This is a genomic window from Streptomyces siamensis (assembly GCF_039543605.1).
Lineage (GTDB): Bacteria > Actinomycetota > Actinomycetes > Streptomycetales > Streptomycetaceae > Streptomyces > Streptomyces siamensis.
Genome location: NZ_BAABKB010000002.1, coordinates 711351 through 728752 on the forward strand (window position 1 = coordinate 711351; position 17402 = coordinate 728752).

21 protein-coding genes are annotated in these 17402 nt (G+C 71.1%); 12 read left to right on the forward strand and 9 right to left on the reverse strand.

Translation table 11 applies throughout. The features are described from left to right. Positions 1-73 precede the first annotated feature (73 nt). Positions 74-790, forward strand: coding sequence for a hypothetical protein (locus ABEB03_RS05820; RefSeq protein ID WP_345642173.1), 717 nt, complete (start codon positions 74-76; stop codon positions 788-790). Here the strand turns inward: ABEB03_RS05820 and ABEB03_RS05825 are convergent. Both ABEB03_RS05825 and ABEB03_RS05830 read right to left on the reverse strand, forming a co-directional pair. Continuing rightward, positions 751-972 (reverse strand): DUF397 domain-containing protein, encoded by a 222-nt coding sequence (locus ABEB03_RS05825; protein WP_345642176.1) that lies wholly within the window; start codon positions 970-972, stop codon positions 751-753. The two genes, ABEB03_RS05820 and ABEB03_RS05825, sit on opposite strands and share 40 nt — an antisense overlap. Continuing rightward, positions 954-1787: a helix-turn-helix domain-containing protein gene (locus ABEB03_RS05830; RefSeq protein WP_345642179.1), complete on the reverse strand. Its 834-nt coding sequence runs from the start codon at positions 1785-1787 to the stop codon at positions 954-956. The genes ABEB03_RS05825 and ABEB03_RS05830 overlap by 19 nt, the downstream gene beginning before the upstream one ends. A gap of 199 nt (positions 1788-1986) precedes the next feature. On the opposite strand from ABEB03_RS05830, the gene ABEB03_RS45295 reads away from it, so the two are divergent. From ABEB03_RS45295 to ABEB03_RS05860, 6 genes are read left to right on the forward strand one after another with little or no spacing between them, the layout of a single operon-like run. Then, entirely contained in the window at positions 1987-2130 is a 144-nt protein-coding gene (locus tag ABEB03_RS45295) for a hypothetical protein (protein WP_425589186.1), read from the forward strand. After that, positions 2127-2357 carry a hypothetical protein gene (locus ABEB03_RS05840; RefSeq protein ID WP_095934183.1) on the forward strand — a complete coding sequence of 77 codons (231 nt, stop codon included), beginning with the start codon at positions 2127-2129 and terminating at the stop codon, positions 2355-2357. Before ABEB03_RS45295 ends, ABEB03_RS05840 begins: the two co-directional genes overlap by 4 nt. A gap of 55 nt (positions 2358-2412) precedes the next feature. Further along, entirely contained in the window at positions 2413-3027 is a 615-nt protein-coding gene (locus ABEB03_RS05845; RefSeq protein ID WP_345642186.1) for a DUF1266 domain-containing protein, read from the forward strand. Between the two features lie 22 nt (positions 3028-3049). Next, positions 3050-3799: a DNA repair protein RecO gene (gene recO, locus ABEB03_RS05850; protein ID WP_345642189.1), complete on the forward strand. Its 750-nt coding sequence runs from the start codon at positions 3050-3052 to the stop codon at positions 3797-3799. Between the two features lie 36 nt (positions 3800-3835). After that, a complete protein-coding gene (locus tag ABEB03_RS05855) occupies positions 3836-4693 on the forward strand; it encodes an isoprenyl transferase (RefSeq protein WP_345642192.1) in 858 nt (285 codons plus the stop codon). Between the two features lie 5 nt (positions 4694-4698). Continuing rightward, the gene (locus ABEB03_RS05860; RefSeq protein WP_345642195.1) at positions 4699-5214 is read left to right on the forward strand and encodes a YcxB family protein; all 516 of its coding nucleotides are present in this window, start codon (positions 4699-4701) and stop codon (positions 5212-5214) included. Between the two features lie 86 nt (positions 5215-5300). Here the strand turns inward: ABEB03_RS05860 and ABEB03_RS05865 are convergent, their stop codons facing one another. The 4 genes from ABEB03_RS05865 to ABEB03_RS05880 are packed head-to-tail and all read right to left on the reverse strand — an operon-like array spanning position 5301 to position 8431. Continuing rightward, positions 5301-5726, reverse strand: a complete 426-nt coding sequence (locus tag ABEB03_RS05865; protein ID WP_345642199.1) for a Fur family transcriptional regulator — start codon at positions 5724-5726, stop codon at positions 5301-5303. 58 nt (positions 5727-5784) lie between these two features. Beyond that, positions 5785-6687: a metal ABC transporter permease gene (locus tag ABEB03_RS05870; RefSeq protein ID WP_345642203.1), complete on the reverse strand. Its 903-nt coding sequence runs from the start codon at positions 6685-6687 to the stop codon at positions 5785-5787. Further along, complete coding sequence (locus tag ABEB03_RS05875) at positions 6687-7466, reverse strand: metal ABC transporter ATP-binding protein (RefSeq protein ID WP_345642207.1); 780 nt, start codon at positions 7464-7466, stop codon at positions 6687-6689. Before ABEB03_RS05875 ends, ABEB03_RS05870 begins: the two co-directional genes overlap by 1 nt. A 5-nt stretch (positions 7467-7471) precedes the next feature. Then, entirely contained in the window at positions 7472-8431 is a 960-nt protein-coding gene (locus ABEB03_RS05880) for a metal ABC transporter solute-binding protein, Zn/Mn family (protein WP_345642210.1), read from the reverse strand. A 272-nt stretch (positions 8432-8703) separates the two neighbouring features. Between ABEB03_RS05880 and ABEB03_RS05885 the strand changes: the two genes are divergently transcribed. Further along, complete coding sequence (locus tag ABEB03_RS05885) at positions 8704-10086, forward strand: glycine--tRNA ligase (protein WP_345642212.1); 1383 nt, start codon at positions 8704-8706, stop codon at positions 10084-10086. Positions 10087-10177: 91 nt separating this feature from the next. On the opposite strand, the gene ABEB03_RS05890 is transcribed toward ABEB03_RS05885, so the two are convergent. Further along, positions 10178-11233 carry a chitinase gene (locus tag ABEB03_RS05890; protein WP_345642215.1) on the reverse strand — a complete coding sequence of 352 codons (1056 nt, stop codon included), beginning with the start codon at positions 11231-11233 and terminating at the stop codon, positions 10178-10180. A gap of 232 nt (positions 11234-11465) precedes the next feature. On the opposite strand from ABEB03_RS05890, the gene ABEB03_RS05895 reads away from it, so the two are divergent. Continuing rightward, positions 11466-12470: an aldo/keto reductase gene (locus ABEB03_RS05895; RefSeq protein WP_345642218.1), complete on the forward strand. Its 1005-nt coding sequence runs from the start codon at positions 11466-11468 to the stop codon at positions 12468-12470. A gap of 26 nt (positions 12471-12496) precedes the next feature. After that, complete coding sequence (locus tag ABEB03_RS05900; protein WP_345642221.1) at positions 12497-13084, forward strand: TetR family transcriptional regulator; 588 nt, start codon at positions 12497-12499, stop codon at positions 13082-13084. Positions 13085-13136: 52 nt separating this feature from the next. Here ABEB03_RS05900 and ABEB03_RS05905 read toward each other — a convergent pair whose 3' ends face one another. Then, positions 13137-13343, reverse strand: coding sequence for a hypothetical protein (locus ABEB03_RS05905; RefSeq protein WP_345642224.1), 207 nt, complete (start codon positions 13341-13343; stop codon positions 13137-13139). A 100-nt stretch (positions 13344-13443) separates the two neighbouring features. Beyond that, positions 13444-14874 (reverse strand): MFS transporter, encoded by a 1431-nt coding sequence (locus ABEB03_RS05910; RefSeq protein WP_345642227.1) that lies wholly within the window; start codon positions 14872-14874, stop codon positions 13444-13446. A gap of 101 nt (positions 14875-14975) precedes the next feature. Between ABEB03_RS05910 and ABEB03_RS05915 the strand changes: the two genes are divergently transcribed. Both ABEB03_RS05915 and ABEB03_RS05920 read left to right on the forward strand, forming a co-directional pair. After that, entirely contained in the window at positions 14976-16049 is a 1074-nt protein-coding gene (locus ABEB03_RS05915) for a helix-turn-helix transcriptional regulator (RefSeq protein WP_345642230.1), read from the forward strand. Positions 16050-16192: 143 nt separating this feature from the next. Further along, positions 16193-17398, forward strand: coding sequence for a barstar family protein (locus tag ABEB03_RS05920; RefSeq protein ID WP_345642233.1), 1206 nt, complete (start codon positions 16193-16195; stop codon positions 17396-17398). Positions 17399-17402 lie beyond the last annotated feature (4 nt).

A 17402-nucleotide genomic window follows, 5' to 3' on the forward strand; every position in this document is an offset into this window, starting at 1 on the left:
AGTCGCACAAGTCAGGGGTCTGGGCGGCAATATGGCCTGATCTTCCGCCGAACTACGGACCCGAGGCCGCTCCATGACCACACCGCAGTCCCCGACGGACCCTTACGCAAGGCGGCAGCGTCCGCCGCACCAGGGGAGCCCGGCCGCAGGATCGGGGGACTCCCACCGCACCGCGCTCGTCGTGGCCCTCATCGGTGCCGCCGCCACCATCGTGGCGGCCCTGATCGGACTGTTCGTGCAGCTCAGCGGGGACTCGGACCGGCGCGATGCCGGCTCGACGGTCAGCGGCGCGTCGCCCACGTCCGGCGCGTCGGGCGCACCCGGCAGCTCCGGCGCGTCCAGCGCGCCGGGTATGCCCGGTCCCACCGCCCCGTCCGTGACACCCACCCCGTCCGCGACGTCCACCACGCCGTCGGCGGCCCCCGCGCTCGCCGGCATGCCGGAGGCGTTCCTCGGGCGCTGGCAGGGCTACGCCGAGGAGCTCGACGCCTCCGAGACCGATCACTACCGGGTCACCCTGGAGCTGAACCAGGGCTCCCCGCGGGAACAGGTCGGCAGCATCCACTACGCCATGGAGTCCTCCGACTGCTACGGCGTCGTCACGCTGACCGCGGTCGGCGGCAGTGACCGACTGACGCTCGGGGAGGACATCCAGTCGGGCAACTGCGTGAAGAACGGCCGCATCACCCTCACGCTGCGGCCCGGCGACACCGTGGACTTCGCCTACGAGTCGACCAAGCGCGACGGCACTCAGCAGTCCGTGCGGGCCGGCCTGGACAGGGTCGCCTGATGAGCCACGAAGTCCGCCCAGGCGGCTGACGGGAAGACCAGAGCGGGGCCGTCCGGGACCTTGCTGTCCCGGACGGGGACGACACCGGGGACTCCGGCGGCCACCTCGACGCATTCGCCGCCGTTGTCGTCGCTGTAGCTGCTCTTGCGCCACTGGGCGAGGCTCAGGTCGTACTCGCGCATCGTCTGTGGTCCTCCGCCGCCGACTCGATCAGGGCCAGGGACGCCTCCGGCGGCAGCGCGGCGGCCCTGAGCAGATCGTAGGCTCCCTGCACCCGCTTCACCAGGGCCGGATCGTCCAGCAGGCTCCCGGAATACACCGCCTCCGTATAGGCAGTTGGCGGGGCCTCCGCGAACTCCATGAGCTGCACCATGCGGCCCATGAGGGGATAGGCCCCGACCGCGTACGGCAGCGTCTGCACCAGCACTTTCCGTCGGCGAGCCAGGGACACGACGTGGTCGAGCTGTTCGGCCATCGCGGCGGAGCCGCCGACGGGGATCCTCAGCACATGCTCGTGCAGGATCGCCCAGTACTCGGGCGGGGTCGTGCCGTCCAGAACCCGGGCCCGCTCCCGACGTGCCTCGACCTTCTCCTCGATGCTGTCGTCGGAGGCGAACGGGTTGCCCGCCAGCATCACGGCGCGGGTGTAGGCCGAAGTCTGGAGGAGTCCCGGAACGAGTGTGGGCGCGAACGTCGAGATCTTCGTCGCCGTCCGCTCCAGCTCGACGACCTCCGCGAAGTATTCCGCGTACCGCTTGTCGTCGATGAGTTTCCGCCATGTGCGTTCGAAAAAACCCTCGGTTTGCAGGATTTCGTCGATTCGCTGAGCCACGTCCAACTGGGGTTTGCGAATCGCCTGTTCGAACTGGCCGATGTATCCGCCGGACACGAAAACGCGTGACCCCAACTCCATCTGGGTGAGGCCGGCGTCCTCGCGGCGCCGTTTCAACTCCGCCCCGAAGAACTCCCACGCCGCCTGCCGCGAACCGTTGGCCATGGCCAACCCCCTTGTACTGCCGTGTACTTGCAGTGCACAGACTCCTGCCGAGTGTAGGCGCACAGCGTCACCATCGAGATGTGAAGAGTGAAATAGGAAAGGGAAGGGGAGCAGGGTGACGGCAGAACGCGGACCACTCGGGGAACGGCACTCGGCGCGTTGCGTCGAAGAGGCGGAGGAAGCAGTGAGGGAATTGCGGATGGCACTCGCGAACGCGGGAATCACCTTGCCGTCGCTCCGGCTCGACGCGGCATCCCTCGCCCGCGAGGCACCGTGCCCGCGCGTCGAACTGGGCGGCTGCTCCGCCGAGATCGCCGCCCGGCTCGCGGCGGCGCTGCGATGAGGCCGCCGCGGCAGCAGCCGCCGGTCGGCTCGTACGCCGTCGACACCCGCACGGGACGGGTGGGCCTGGTCATGGGGCACGAGGGCCCCTACGTACAGCTCAGACCGCTCGGCGGCGGGAGGGAGTGGGACTGCGACCCGGACGCGGTCCGCGACGCCACCGCCGCGGAGCGGCTCAGCGCGGCGACGGCCTACGCCAACGCACGCAGCCGCGGTGAGGTCCCTTGAAGGGGCTGCGGAGGGGCCGAAGGGAGGGAAACCGCGTGACGTAGGGTGCGGCCGCATGGCGATATGGAACCGCCGCGGGCGGAAGGCCACGCGCAAATACCCCGTTCCGCTCACCATGCACCAGTTGTGGATGGTGTCGCTGAGCGCGCCGGTGAACCGGGACCGGGACGCCTCCCGGACGACCCTGTACCCGTTCACCCGCGTCGACGACGACAAGGCCCGGCGGTGGCTGGCCGACCAGTGGGAGATCACCTCGCGCGAGGCGCTGGTCGGCCGCCTCGACGGCCTGGCGCGGTCCGGCTACCGCTCGGGGGCCCGGCGGCGGCTCGGCGTCGAACCGCTGGCGTGGGACGCCGGACTGTACGTGGACATCACGCGCAGGGGGTTCGCGGCGGGCATGCTGAGCGAGTCCGAGGCGTGGACCGCGCTGAAGAACATCGTGCCGGCGGTGGTGCGGTCGTACGCCTCCTGGTCCGAGTACGCCGACCACTACCTGCTGGGCCGCATGGTCTGGCGCGACAACCTCCAGATCCGCGGGGACGAGGACCTCCCGGCACCGCAGGCCGTGTCCGACGCGCACCTGAAGTCGCTCCTGGACCCGGCGAACCGGGCCAGCCCCTGGAACATGGCTCCCTGGGAGGCGATCGGCCGCCCCGACCACGGACGCTGAATCCGTACGGGAGAATGGGCCCATGAGTCTGTTCCGCGACGACGGCATCGTGCTGCGCACCCAGAAGCTGGGTGAGGCGGACCGGATCATCACGCTGCTCACCCGCGGTCACGGACGGGTACGTGCCGTGGCCCGCGGCGTCCGGCGCACCAAGTCGAAGTTCGGCGCCAGGCTGGAGCCCTTCTCGCACGTCGACGTGCAGTTCTTCGCGCGGGGCAGTGAACTCGTCGGGCGCGGGCTGCCGCTGTGCACGCAGAGCGAGACGATCGCTCCGTACGGTGGCGGGATCGTCACCGACTACGCCCGCTACACCGCGGGCACGGTCATGCTGGAGACCGCCGAGCGGTTCACCGACCACGAGGGGGAGCCGGCCGTGCAGCAGTACCTGCTGCTGGTCGGCGGGCTGCGCACGCTCGCCCGCGGCGAGCACGAGCCGCACCTCGTCCTGGACGCCTTCCTGCTGCGCTCCCTCGCGGTGAACGGCTACGCGCCGAGCTTCGGCGATTGCGCGAAATGCGGCATGCCGGGTCCGAACCGGTTCTTCTCGGTCGCGGCGGGAGGTTCCGTCTGCGTCGACTGCCGGGTGCCCGGCAGCGTCGTACCCTCGGCCCAGGCCCTGGAACTGCTCGGGGCGCTGCTCACGGGAGACTGGGAGACCGCGGACGCGAGCGAGCCGCGGTACGTCAGGGAGGGCAGCGGGCTGGTGTCGGCCTATCTGCACTGGCACTTGGAGCGCGGACTGCGTTCCCTTCGGTACGTCGAGAAGCAGTGACAGCAAGCGCAAGCAGCAAGAGGAGACGAGAAGCACATGGCCGTACGCGGGATCCTGGGACGCCAGCGCCGCGAGTACCAGTCGCCCGAACCACACCCGTCAGGCGCCCGCGCGCCGAAGCTCCCCGGTGAACTGGTCCCGGGTCATGTGGCGATCGTCATGGACGGGAACGGCCGGTGGGCCAAGGAGCGCGGACTGCCGCGCACCGAGGGGCACAAGGTCGGCGCCGAGCGTGTGGTGGACGTGCTCCAGGGCGCGATCGAGATGGGCGTCGGGGCGATCTCGCTGTACGCCTTCTCCACGGAGAACTGGAAGCGCTCGCCGGACGAGGTGCGCTTCCTGATGAACTTCAACCGGGACTTCATCCGCAAGACCCGCGACCAGCTCGACGACCTCGGTATCCGGGTGCGCTGGGTGGGCCGGATGCCCAAGCTGTGGAAGTCCGTCGCCAAGGAGCTCCAGATCTCCCAGGAGCAGACGAAGGACAACGACCGGCTCACGCTGTACTTCTGCATGAACTACGGCGGCCGTGCAGAGATCGCCGACGCGGCGCAGGCCATGGCGGAGGACGTGCGGGCCGGACGGCTCGACCCGTCGAAGGTCACCGAGAAGACGTTCGCGAAGTACCTCTACTACCCGGACATGCCGGACGTGGACCTGTTCCTGCGGCCCAGCGGCGAGCAGCGCACCTCCAACTACCTTCTCTGGCAGAGCGCGTACGCCGAGATGGTCTTCCAGGACGTGCTGTGGCCCGACTTCGACCGGCGTGACCTGTGGCGTGCCTGCGTCGAATACGCCTCGCGCGACCGCCGCTTCGGCGGCGCCGTCCCGAACGAGGAGCTCATCGCGATGGAGGCGGCCATGAAGGGGCGGCCCGACGCCGAGGGCGTCTGACGCCGATGGGCGAGGGGGAGCGCGTCGAGCTGGTGTACCGGGCCACGGCCGGGGAGTTCCGTGAGGCGCTGCGCGTCGCGGAGAACGCCTCGGCCGCCGGGCGCTGGGGCCGGCGCCTCCTGCTCGCCTCCGGCGTCCTCGGGGTGCTCGTCGGCGTGCTGCCGATGGCTCTCGGGGCCTCCGCCGATCCCAGGGTGGCCGTGATGCTCGGTGCGGCCGTGCTGGGCCTCGGGGTGCTGCCGTGGTGGCAGGCCCGGCTCGTCCAGCGGCGCGCCGCCGCCCGGGGCGAGTACCGGGCCGTCGTGGACGCGTGGGGAGTACGGGTCACGCACGAGGAGGGCAGCCGGCTGACCGGCTGGCCGCGGATGGCCCGCTACGCGGAGACGCGCCGCTCCTTCGTCCTGCTGGGTTCCGGGCCCAAGGCGCCTGCCTCGATCCTGCTGCCGAAGCGCGGGGCCGACAGCCCTCTGGACGTCGAGAGGTTGCGCTCGATCCTCGACCGCAACCTCACCCGCGTCTGACCGGCCCACCCTCCGACGGCGGTCCGGATCCCGCCCGAAGCCCGTCCGGCTCCCGTGTCAGGGCCGGCGGCCGCGGGCGGGCGGCGTCAGCCCTCGGACGACGGGCACTGCGCGCAGTCCGCGCACGTACCGAAGATCTCCACGGTGTGCGCGACGTTCACGTAGCCGTGCTCCGCCGCGATCGACTCCGCCCACTTCTCGACGGCCGGGCCCTCGACCTCGACGGCCTTGCCGCACACACGGCACACCAGGTGGTGGTGGTGCTCGCCCGAGGAGCAGCGGCGGTAGACGGACTCGCCTTCGTTGGTGCGCAGGACATCGACCTCGCCCGCGTCGGCGAGGGACTGAAGGGTGCGATAGACGGTGGTGAGCCCGACCGAGTCACCCTTGTGCTTGAGCATGTCGTGGAGCTCCTGAGCGCTGCGGAACTCGTCGACCTCGTCGAGAGCCGCCGCCACGGCGGCACGCTGCCGGGTGGAACGGCCCCGAACGGGCGATCCAGCGGTTGTCACCGTTGCCTCCTCACGTCTGCCCTTGCCCGGCCATTGTGCCAGTCCGGGCTGTGCCCGGTCAGACGCCGACGTCCGTCCGCTCACCCCGCGTGGCCGGAATCGCACACTCCGCGGGGTCGCCCGCGGCCTGTGCCGCCGCTGCCGCGCGGGCCCGTCGGCGGGCCAGCGGAGTCGCCAGGGCCGTCAGCGCGATGAACGCGCCGATCGTCAGCAGCACGATGGTCGCGCCGGGCGGCACGTCCTGGTAGTACGACGTCACGGTGCCGCCGATGGTCACGCTCACCCCGATCGCCACGGCGATGGCGAAGGTGGCCGCGAAGCTGCGGCTGAGCTGCTGGGCGGCGGCCACCGGGACCACCATCAGCGCGCTCACCAGGAGCAGTCCGACCACCCGCATGGCGACCGTCACGGTCACCGCGGCCGTGACCGCGGTCAGCAGGTTCAGGGCGCGCACCGGCAGGCCGGTCACCCGCGCGAACTCCTCGTCCTGGCTGACCGCGAACAGCTGACGGCGCAGCCCCACGGTGACGAGCACGACGAACGCGGCGAGCAGGCAGATCGCCGTCACGTCGGACTCCGAGACGGTGGACAGCGAGCCGAAGAGGTACGAGGTCAGGTTGGCGTTCGAGCCGCCCGGCGCGAGGTTGATGAACATCACGCCGCCCGCCATGCCGCCGTAGAACAGCATCGCGAGGGCGATGTCGCCGCGCGTCCTGCCGTACCAGCGGATCAGTTCCATCAGGACGGCGCCGAGGACCGAGACGGCCGTCGCCATCCACACCGGCGAGGTCGACAGGAGGAAGCCGAGGCCCACTCCGGTCATCGCGACGTGGCCGATGCCGTCGCCCATCAGGGCCTGGCGGCGCTGCACGAGGTAGATGCCGACGGCGGGCGCGGTGATCCCCACCAGGACGGCGGCGAGCAGGGCCCGCTGCATGAAGGCGTAGTCGAGGATCTCCATCAGCTCAACAGTCCCGTCCGGATCGGTTCGGCGTCGTGGGCCGCGTGCGGGTGTACGTGGTCGTGGCCGGGCAGCGCGTGCTGGCCGACCGCCCGCGGGGGCGGGCCGTCGTGCAGGACGCAGCCGTCGCGCAACACCACCGCACGGTCGATCAGCGGCTCCAGCGGGCCCAGCTCGTGCAGGACGAGGAGGACGGAGACGCCCTGGGCGACCTGCTCGCGCAGGGTCGCGGCCAGCACCTCCTGGCTGGCGAGGTCGACGCCCGCCATCGGCTCGTCCATGATCAGCAGCTCGGGTTCGGACGCCAGCGCACGGGCGATCAGCACGCGCTGGTGCTGGCCGCCGGAGAGCGCGTCGACGGGGTCCTTGGCGCGGTCGGCCATGCCGACGAGCTCCAGGGCGCGCCGTACGGCCGCGTGGTCGGCCTTGCGCAGCACGCCGAAGCGGGCACGCGACAGCCGTCCGGACGCCACGATCTCGGCGACCGTCGCGGGCACGCCGCCGGCCGCGGTGGTGCGCTGCGGCACGTACCCGACGCGCTTCCAGTCCCGGAAGCGGTTCCGCGGGGTGCCGAAGATCTCGATGTCGCCGCCGCTGACGCCGACCTGTCCGATGATGCTGCGCACGGCGGTCGACTTGCCGGAGCCGTTGGCGCCGAGCAGCGCGACGACCTCGCCGCGGTGCACGGCCAGGTCGATGCCGCGCAGGACCGGGCGCGAACCCAGCCGGGCGGTCACCTGGCGCAGGGATATGACGGGCTCGCTCAAGGCTTCCTCCATGGCGGTCACTTGGCGCCCAGGGCCGTCTGGAGCGCCTTCAGGTTCGACTCCATGACCTGTACGTAGTCGTCGCCCCTGGACTTGTCGGTGATGCCCTCGATCGGGTCGAGGACGTCCGTCCTCAGGTGGGCGTCGCCGGCGATCGTCCGGGCCGTCTTGTCGCTCACGAGGGTTTCGTAGAACACGGTGCTGACGCCGTCCGCGCGGGCCATCTCCTCCAGCCCCTTCACCCGGTTCGCGCTGGGCTCCGACTCCGGGTCCAGGCCGTTGATGGCCTCCTCGGTGAGGCCGTAGCGCTCGGCGAGGTAGCCGAAGGCGGCGTGCGTGGTGATGAAGACCTTGGTCCTGGTGTTCTTCAGGCCGTCCGTGAAGCGGGTGTTCAGCGCGTCCAGCTTCTTCACCAGTGCCTCGGTGTTCTTCTGGTAGTCCGCCGCGTGGTCGGGGTCGGCCTTCACGAAGGCCGAGCCGACGCCCTTGGCGACCTCGGCGTACTTCACCGGGTCGAGCCAGATGTGCGGGTCGCGGCCGCCGCTCTCCTCGCCCTCGCCGTGGTCGTGGGCCGCCGCGTGCCCGCCGACCTCGTTGCCGTGCTTCTCCAGGGAGGTCAGCGACGCGGCGTCGATCTTGGTCTTGACCTCGGACTGCGCCACGGCGTCGTCGACGGCCGGCTGGAGGCTCTTCAGGTAGAGGACGGCGTCCGCCTCCTGGAGCTGCGCGGTCTGCCGCGCGCTGATCTCCAGGTCGTGCGGCTCCTGGCCGGGCTGGGTCAGCGTCGTGACGTTCACGTGCGTCCCGCCGATCTGCTCGGCGAGGTACTGCATCGGGTAGAACGACGCCACCACGTCGAGCTTCCCTCCGCCCTTGCCGTCGGCGGAGGCCGAGCCGGAGCAGGCGGAGAGGGTGCCGAGACCGAGGACGGCGGCGGCCACGGCGGTCCCGGATATGAGGCGTCGCTGTACGTTCATGACAGTCATTTTCAACAAACTTGGAAACGGTTGTCAACAAGCGCTCCGACGGGACCCGGGGGGACCCTGGAGGGAGCGGTTCCGGAAGTCCCGGTGAGCGGATCAAACAGCAGCAAGCGGCAGGAAGCGACCGGGACCGCGAACCGATTTGATACAGGGGTGGGCCCCGCCGGTAACCTGAAGCATTCGTCCGCCCGTCTCCCGATCTCCACCCCTCACCGAGGCGCTCCGCGCCGCCCCCATCCATCTCCGTTCGTAATGAAGAGAGCACCGTGGCCGCCGACAAGATCGACACCATCGTCAGCCTGAGCAAGCGCCGTGGCTTCGTTTTCCCCTGTAGTGAGATCTACGGCGGCCAGCGCGCCGCCTGGGACTACGGCCCGCTGGGCGTCGAGCTCAAGGAGAACATCAAGCGCCAGTGGTGGCGCTACATGGTCACCTCCCGTGAGGACGTCGTCGGTATCGACTCGTCGGTGATCCTGGCCACCGAGGTCTGGGTCGCGTCGGGTCACGTCGCCACCTTCACGGACCCGCTCACCGAGTGCACCTCCTGCCACAAGCGCTTCCGCGCCGACCACCTGGAGGAGGCGTACGAGGCGAAGCACAACCGCCTCCCGGAGAACGGTCTCGCGGACATCAACTGCCCCAACTGCGGCAACAAGGGCCAGTTCACCGAGCCCAAGCAGTTCTCGGGCCTGCTGTCCACCCACCTCGGCCCCACGCAGGACAGCGGCTCCGTCGCCTACCTGCGCCCCGAGACCGCGCAGGGCATCTTCACCAACTTCTCCCAGGTGCAGACCACCTCGCGCCGCAAGCCGCCGTTCGGCATCGCGCAGATGGGCAAGTCCTTCCGCAACGAGATCACGCCCGGCAACTTCATCTTCCGCACCCGCGAGTTCGAGCAGATGGAGATGGAGTTCTTCGTCAAGCCGGGCGAGGACGAGAAGTGGCAGGAGTACTGGATGCAGGAGCGCTGGAACTGGTACACCGGCCTCGGTCTGCGCGAGGAGAACATGCGGTGGTACGACCACCCGCAGGAGAAGCTCTCCCACTACTCCAAGCGCACCGCGGACATCGAGTACCGCTTCCAGTTCGGCGGCAACGAGTGGGGTGAGCTGGAGGGCGTCGCCAACCGCACGGACTACGACCTCTCCGCGCACTCCAAGGCCTCCGGCCAGGACCTGTCGTACTTCGACCAGGAAGCCGGCGAGCGCTGGACCCCGTACGTCATCGAGCCCGCCGCCGGTGTCGGCCGCGCCATGCTCGCCTTCCTCCTCGACGCCTATGTCGAGGACGAGGCGCCGAACGCCAAGGGCAAGATGGAGAAGCGCACCGTGCTCCGCCTCGACCCGCGCCTGTCGCCGGTCAAGGTCGCCGTGCTGCCGCTCTCCCGCAACCCCGAGCTGTCGCCGAAGGCCAAGGGCCTGGCGGCCGCGCTGCGCCAGCACTGGAACATCGAGTTCGACGACGCCGGCGCCATCGGCCGCCGCTACCGTCGCCAGGACGAGATCGGCACGCCGTTCTGCGTCACCGTCGACTTCGACACCCTCGACGACAACGCCGTCACCGTCCGCGAGCGCGACTCCATGAAGCAGGAGCGCGTCTCCCTCGACCAGATCGAGGGCTACCTCGCCGCGCGTCTGATCGGCTGCTGACCGCGTCCCGCGCCTGATCGACCGCCGGGCCGCACGCCCGCCCGGCGCACACGAGCCCCCGGTTCCACACGGAACCGGGGGCTCGTGTCGCTCAACGCCCCTGAAGCGCCTTGACGTTGTCGCCGAACGTCCAGTTCTTCGAGCCGTCCCAGTTGATCGACCAGGTCATCAGGCCCTTGAGGGACGTGCCGTAGTGCCGCCACGCCTGGGACACCAGGCTCGGCGACATGTAGCCGCCGCCCGCGCCCGACTGGGCCGGCAGGCCCGGGACCTGCTTGTCGTACGGCACCCTGATCGTGGTGCCCTGGACGACCAGCCCCTTGTTCAGGCAGTCGGTCTGGGCGGTGAAGCCCTGCACGGTGCCCGCGGAGTACGAGTCGCCGGAGCAGCCGTACATGCTGCCGTTGTAGTACTGCATGTTGAGCCACCACAGGCGTCCGTTGTCCGCGTACTTCTTCACGATCGGCAGGTACGCGCCCCAGATCGACCCGTACGTGATGCTGCCGCCCGTGACGTAGGCGGTCTCCGGCGCCATGGTCAGGCCGAAGTTCGACGGCATCCGGGACAGCACCCCGTCGATGATCCGGATCAGGTTGGCCTGCGACGCGGACAGTTGGCCGATGCTGCCGCTGCCGACGAGACCGGTCTCGATGTCGATGTCGATGCCGTCGAAGTTGTACTTCTTGAGGATCGGCACGATCGTGTCGACGAAGCGGTCGGCGACCGTGGACGAGCTGAGGTCGATGCCCGCGGCGGCGCCACCGATCGACAGCAGGATCGTCCGCCCGGACGCCTTCGCCGCGCACATCTCCGCCGGCGTCGCGACCTTCACGCCCGCGTCCATGCCGTCCTCCCACAGCGCCGTGCCGTCCGAGCGGATGACGGGGAACGCGGCGTTGATCACGTTGTAGCCGTGCGCGGCGATACGGGAGTCGGTGATCGGGGTCCAGCCGAAGGGCGGGTGGACGCCGTTGGACGAACCGTCCCAGTTCTCCCAGTACCCCTGGAGGACCTTCCCGGTGGGGCGGGACTTCACGGCGCAGGTGTCGGCGGCGGCGGCGCCGGGTGCGCCGCCGATGGTCATGAGCTGTGCGAGACAGGCCGCCGCGAGCGCGGCGCCCAGCAGACGGAGTTTCCGGCGGATCATGCGGGCCTCCCGGGTGGGGGTACGGCGAGGTGTCCGTGGAGCTGGTGCGAAATGTCGTAGGCATGACAGTGCTCGCGGTCCAGACCTTTCGTCAATAGGTCTGGACCAAGGCGGTGGGAGAGGTGGGCTGACAAGTGACAGATGACAGATGACAGATGACAGATATTGAAATCTGTCATCTGTCATGTCAGGCTGGGGACGTACCACCCCCCTCGGGACGCAAGGAGTCCTCATGCACACCCGCACCCTCGGAACCACCGGCCCCCAGGTCTCCGCCCTCGGCCTCGGTTGCATGGGCATGTCCGCGCTGTACGGCGACACCGACCGGGCCGAGTCCGTCGCGACGGTCCACGCCGCGCTCGAAGCGGGCGTGACCCTGCTCGACACCGGCGACTTCTACGCCATGGGCCACAACGAGATGCTGATCGGCGAAGCGCTCCGCTCCGCCCCGCCCGCCCTGCGCGAACAGGCCCTGACCAGCGTCAAGTTCGGCGCGCTGCGCGACCCGGACGGCGGCTGGACGGGTTACGACGGCCGCCCCGCCGCCGTGAAGAACTTCGCCGCGTACTCCCTCCAGCGCCTGGGCGTGGACCACATCGACGTGTACCGGATCGCGCGGGTCGACCCCGACGTGCCGATCGAGGAGACGGTCGGCGCGATCGCCGAACTGGTCCAGGCCGGGCACGTCCGGCACATCGGCCTCAGCGAGGTCGCCGCCGACACCATCCGCCGGGCCGCCGCGACCGCGCCCGTCGCCGACGTCCAGATCGAGTACTCGCTCATCTCCCGCGGCATCGAGCGGGAGATCCTCCCGACCGTCCGGGAACTGGGCATCGGCGTCACCGCGTACGGCGTGCTGTCCCGCGGACTGATCTCCGGCCACTTCACGGCCGACCGGCAGCTCGGCGCGAACGACTTCCGGTCCATGAGCCCGCGCTTCCAGGGCGAGAACCTGCGCCACAACCTCACGCTCGTCGAAGCGCTCCGGAAGATCGCCGAACAGAAGGGCGTCAGCGTCGCGCAGATCGCGATCGCCTGGGTGCTGTCGCGCGGCGAGGACATCGTGCCGCTCGTCGGCGCGCGCACCCGCGACCGGCTCACGGAGGCGCTGGGCGCCCTCGACGTCACGCTCGGCCCCGACGACCTGACCGCCATCGAGGAAGCGGTGCCGGCGGGCGCCGCCGCGGGCGCCCGCTACCCGGCGGCCCAGATGGCACACCTCGACAGCGAACGCTGACGGCACCGGCAGGTACGGTCTTCGTCATGGCACCGACCTCCGAGACCCTGACCGCCGAGCGCATCCTCGCAGCCACCGAGGAGGTGCTGCGCCGCCACGGCCCGGCCAAGGCCACCGTGGTGGACGTGGCCCGCGCGCTCGGCGTCAGCCACGGCAGCGTCTACCGTCATTTCCGTACGAAGGCGGCGCTGCGGGAAGCGGTCACCCAGCACTGGCTGGACCGGACGTCCGAGGCCCTCGCCGGCATAGTCGCCGAGGACCGCGACCCCGCTTTGCGGCTGCGCGACTGGTTCACCGGTCTGTTCGCGGCCAAGCGGGAGAAGGCCGGCGACGACCCCCAGCTCTTCGCCACCTACCAGGTGCTGATCGGCGAGAACAGCGCGGTCGTCGAGCGGCACATCGCCGACCTCACCGGCCAGCTCACCGAGATCGTCCGGGACGGCGTCGCGCGTGGCGTGTTCGACGCCGCCGACCCCGCCGTCTCGGCCCGCGCCGCCTTCGACGCGACAGGCCGCTTCCACGACCCCTGCTACGCCCGCGAATGGGAACAGCCGGGCATCGAGGCGGACTTCGAGGCGGTCGTCGTGCTGGTCCTGCGCGGCCTGCGCGCCTGACCCGCCGGGCGTCCGGCCCCCGGGCCGCCGGACGCCCGGCCCCGCGTCCCCCTCACTCGTCGGCCGGATCCACCGTCGCCTGATGCGCCTCGGCGAGATGTTCCTCCGCCTTGAGCCATGGCAGGAACTGCGCACCCTTGCGCCAGCCGCACGTGTCGCATCTGATCGTCCGCTGCACGCCCGCGCGTTGCACATGGACGACATGCTCCCGACCGTGCTGGTCCCAGCGGCTCACCTTGCTCGTGTTGATCTGAAGCATGACGCCCTCCAATGACAGCGCTCCGCTCGTGCGCTTAGGAGTGTGCAGCAAGGAGAAGATCAACGGGGTGTCTTCGGCGGCGAGTTGAACTTCTTCGGCGTCAGCTGATCGTGCGTGGCAGGCGGAGGCTCAGTGCTGTGGTCAGGGCCACGCCCGCGAGTTGGACCAGGAGCGTGGTCACCAGGGCGTCCCGCATGCCGTGGGAGGGGACCAGGGCCAGGAAGAGGGAGCCCAGGGTGGCGACACCCAGGGCCAGGGCCGACTGCTGGGTGGTGATCATGACTCCGCTGCCGACGCCGGCCCGGGCGGGCGGGACCTCGGAGAGGACGATCCGGAAGATGACCGGCAGCTGGAGGGCCTGGCCGGCACCCGCCACCGCCGCGCCGGGCAGCAGCTCCCGCACGCCGAGGTCCGGCCAGGACCGCCAGGCGGCCAGTGCCAGCAGCGTCACGCCCACCGCCTGGACGAGACCGCCGACGGTGACGACGCGGGTGCCGTGCCGGGCGACCAGCCGGGGCCCGCACAGGGAGACGGCGAGGAAGACGACGGCCATGGGTGCGAGCGCGAGCCCCGCGGGCACCGGACCGAGGCCCGCACCGCGCTGCAACGCCACCGCGATCACGAACATGAAGCCGCTGAAGCCGATCGAGAACGGCACGATCATCACCAGGCCGCGGCGCAGCGAGGTCAGCGCGAACAGGCTCGGCGGAACCAGCGGCGTACGGCCGCTCCGGTCCTTGTGGCGTTCGACCAGATAGAACGCGGCCGCCGCGAGCGGGAACAGGGCCAGCGACAGCCAGGTCCACAGCGGCCAGCCCGCCGCCCGGCCCTCGGTCAGCGGAGCGAGCAGGGCGAGCAGGGACACCGCGAGCAGGACCGTGCCGGGGGCGTCGACCGGCTCGGGGTGCTGCGAGCGGGTCTCCGGTACCGCACGCGCGGCGAGGACCAGGCCGGCGATCACGACGGGCACGTTCACGAGGAACACCGAGCGCCAGCCCGTGCCCGCGATGTCCGCGGCGACCAGGACACCGCCGAGGATCTGCCCGGCGACCATGGAGAGGCCGGCCGTCGCTCCGTACAGGCCCATCGCCTTGGCGCGGCGCGGCCCGCTGGTCGCCGACTGGATGGTCGCGAGGACCTGCGGCAGCATCGCCGCGGACGCCGCGCCCTGCGCGACGCGTGCCGCGACCAGCGTCCAGGCGGAGGGGGCGAGCCCGCACGCGAGGGACGTCAGGCCGAAGGCGGCCATGCCGCCGAGGAAGAACTGCCGCCGGCCGAAGAGGTCGCCGAGGCGTCCGCCCAGGACGAGGAGGACGGCGTAGGCGACTCCGTAGCCGGCGACGACGAGTTCGAGGACGGCCTCGCCCGCGTTCAGGTCGCGGCCGATGGTCGGCAGGGCGACGTTGACGATGAAGAAGTCGATGAGGGGCAGTGCCGCACCGAGCAGCACGGTGAAGAGGCCGAGGCCGCCGAGCACGGGTGGGGCGACTCGGGAGCCGGTCGGGGTCGTGAGAGTTCCGGTATCGGTCACGTCCCTCAGCCTTCTCCCCGCCTCAGGCTGGTACCAGAGTGTTCTTATCCTGGTAGAAGCAGTACCTGGAAACAGGTTCCGGTGGGGCTCAGGCTGGAGGCATGACGACGATGGTGCGGGAGACGACCACGACCCCGGCCCCGCGGGCAGCACGCCCGGCCCCGGCCGCGCGGGCCGGGACACCGGCCCGGCCCCCGGCCGACGCGCCGCCTCCCGCCCCGGCCGGACGGGTCGGCTCTCCGGCCGCCCCGCAGCCGGGACCGGCCGACCCGGCCGCGGACCGGCCCTCCGCGGCCGCACCCCGCGGCAGCGAGATCAGGCGTCACGAACTCGCCGGCTTCCTCCGCAGCCGGCGCGAACGCATCCCGCCCGAGCAGGTCGGACTGCCCCGCGGCCGGCGCCGGCGCACCCCGGGACTGCGCCGCGAGGAGGTCGCGCAGCTCTCCGCCGTGGGCGTCACCTGGTACACGTGGCTCGAACAGGCGAGGGACATCCAGGTCTCCGAGCAGGTCCTCGACGCGTTGGCCCGCACCCTGCTGCTGGACGCGAGCGAGCGTGCCCACCTCTTCCAGCTGGCGGGCGCCGTCGACCCCTCGCCCGCCGCGCAGTGCCCGACGATCACCCCGGCGCTGCGGCACATGCTGACCCAGCTGGAGCCGGTCCCCGCCTGCATCCAGAACAGCCGGTACGACATCCTCGCGTACAACAGGACGTACGCCCGCCTGCTGATGAGCGACCTCGACGCGGTGCCACCCGAGGACCGCAACTGCATGATCCTCGTCTACACGAACGCCGAGTGGCGCAGGTCGATCGTGCAGCTCGACGACGCGATGCGCATGATGGCCGCGAAGCTGCGCGGCTCGATGGCCGGACACCTCGGCGAACCCGCGTGGAAGATGCTGGTCAAGCGGCTGACAGCGGAGTCCGCGGAGTTCCGTGAGCACTGGGAGCGGCACGAGGTGGTGGGCGGCGCCCGCAGCAGGACCAAGCAGTTCCTCAACCCGCACGTGGGGCTGGTCACCGTCGACCACACCGACCTGTGGCTCGCCCCCGACCTGGGGGCCCGCATGGTGACGTACGTCCCGACGGACGAGGAGAGCCGTGAGCGGCTGGAGCGGCTGTACGCCCTCGCACAGGCGGACGGGAATCCGGAGCGTGACGCCAGGCCCGCGTGACGGCCGGTCCGCGTGACGCCCGGTCCGCGTGACCGCCGCCCGCGCCGACCGGTCGAGGTCCCCGCCGCCGTGCGCCGGCCAGGTCAGGGAGGTGCCCGGCCTATGATCGGCGCGGCCGTCGGAGGCCGGAGGGGCGAGGGGTCGTGTACGAGGACGGTTCGTTGCGTGAGGTCGTCTGGGGGCGGGATCTGCCCCTGCGCTTCGCGCTCGTCAGCGAGGAGTGGGACGGCGAACAGACGGTCTGGGCGCGGTGCGTCGACGTCGAGGGACTGTTCCTGGACCGGGCCGCCTTCCGGGAGCGGCTGACCCTTCTCGACTGCGCGCCCACCGGCCGGCTCCTCAAGACTGCCGAGCGCTGCGCCGCGCGGCGGACGCCCGTCCCCTTCGGCGATCTGAACCTCATGGTGAGCGACCTGGACGCCGAGGATCCGTACGACGACGACCACTGCACGTTCGAGGACGCCGTGGTTGTCGACAGCAGGCCCGGGACCGGGGACTCCGCACGGTTCGACCTCGTCGTCGAGTGCGTGGTCACCGAGCAGCCGCGCCCCTGGCGCAAGGAGCCCGCGAGGGCCGAGATCGCCCTCCTCAACGGCACCAGCGGAGGTCCGCTCGGGCGCTGCGGGCGGGTGGAGGGCCTGTACGGAGCCCGGCCGGACCCCGGCCGCCGGCCCGTGCGGCTCATCGGCTGCGAGCCCTCGCCGGAACTGCGCCACCGGATGGTCCACCGCCGTCACGGCGGGGACAGCCTGCAGCTCTGGCTCCTCGACCGTACGGGTCGGCCGACCCCGGTCCAGGAGCACATCGCGGTGGACGTCGACGAGTGCCGCCCCTCCGCGCTCGGCGGTGCGCTGATCGATGTGACGCTCAAGGGCGGGCTCTTCCGCCGCCTGCCCTTCCCGCCCGAGGTCCGGCCGGTGTGGGAGGCCTGGCACGAGGGCCCGCCCGCCGTGCGCAACGCATGGGCGCGCTTTCCGGCCGAGGGACGCAGCGAGTGGCTGCGGTTCGCCGAGGTGTGCCCGGGCCCCGAGGAACCCGGCACGGTGTGCGAGCTGGACGGGCGGTACGTCACCGACGTGCCGGGCCTGCACTGCGCGCTCGGCGAGGCGGTCGGCGGCCCGGGGTACGCGTGGCACCAGTGCTGGAACGCGCTGCGCGGCTGCCAGTGCCGCGGGGAGGTGCCCCGCGCGCCCTTCACGCTGGTCTGGCACCACGCGGACGTGGCCCGGCGGGCCCTGGCGGGGGTCAGCGTGGACAGGGACGGCGAGGTGGGCTACTTCGAGGCGGTGGTGCCCTTCCTGGAGCGGCTGGGCGTCACCGTGGTGCTGCGCCGGGGACGGACGCCCTAGGGCT